Annotated in this window: 1 protein-coding gene; it reads left to right on the top strand. The window is 64.6% G+C overall.

Annotated features, from left to right (window positions below; translation table 11 throughout):
* Positions 1–92 precede the first annotated feature (92 nt).
* Positions 93–1,067, top strand: coding sequence for an IS481 family transposase (locus ABFP37_RS22470; protein ID WP_078029820.1), 975 nt, complete (start codon positions 93–95; stop codon positions 1,065–1,067).
* Positions 1,068–1,072: the final 5 nt, after the last annotated feature.

Here is a 1,072-nt window from a genome sequence, read left to right as displayed (position 1 = left end):
TGTACTGAGTCAGGACGTTGGTTACATCGTGAATAGGTGAAGACCTCTTAGGTTGGTGGTTACCACACACAGCCAACGACTAAGAGGTCTTCATGATCCACCGTAATGCCCGCCTGACCCCGACCGGTAGACGGATCCTTGTCGAACGCGTCCTGAACGGCCGTCCGATTGCCCATGTGGCCAAAGAACTGGGCATCTCGCGGACCTGCGCCCACCGCTGGATTAGCCGCTACCGGGCCCACGGCTGGGAAGGCCTGCAGGACCGCAGCTCCAGACCAAAGTCATGCCCGCACGCCACTCCGGGGAAAGTCGTTGCCGAGGTCCTGACAAAACGCGTAGAGCACCGCGAGGGGCCGGCCAATCTGGCATTGCGTTGCGGGGTCAGCGCCCGGACGGTCTCTCGGATTCTGGCCCGTGCCGGCATGCCGCGGCTGTGGGACCTGGACCCGGTGACCGGGGCCCGGATCCGCGCTTCCCGTGCCACTGGCCGCCGCTATGAACGCGACGGCCCGGGGGACATGATCCACGTCGACGTCAAGAAACTCGGGCGGATCCCCGAGGGCGGAGGCTGGCGGGCCGACCCTTCCCAGGGCCCGGCTAACCACCGCAGATCACACCAGAAGCTGGGTTTCGACTACGTCCACGTGGCCGTCGATGACTACACCCGCTTCGCCTACGCCGAGGTCCTTCCCGACGAGAAGGGCCCGACCTGCGCCGGATTCCTCACCAGAGCTGCGGCCGCCATGGCCGCCAACGGGGCGCCGGTCAAACGGGTCATGACCGACAACGCATTCGCCTACCGGCTCTCCCGCGATTTCCAGGACGCCCTAACTGCGCTGGGCGCTAAACACATCCTGATCAAACCCCGGCATCCCTGGCAAAACGGCAAAGCAGAACGCTTCAACCGCACCCTGCAGGAAGGCTGGGCCTACCGGCAACCATTCACGTCCAACCAGGCGCGCACCGACGCCCTGCAGCCATGGCTAAACTTCTACAACAACCACCGGCCCCACGGCAGCCTCGGAGGCAAGCCACCCATCAGCAGGTGCAACCAACCTACTGGCTGAGTACA

This window comes from Burkholderia sp. RS01 (assembly GCF_039748055.1).
GTDB lineage: Bacteria > Actinomycetota > Actinomycetes > Actinomycetales > Micrococcaceae > Arthrobacter.
The sequence above is the reverse complement of the archived record's forward strand: the minus strand, read 5'-3'. Positions and strand labels throughout refer to the sequence as shown.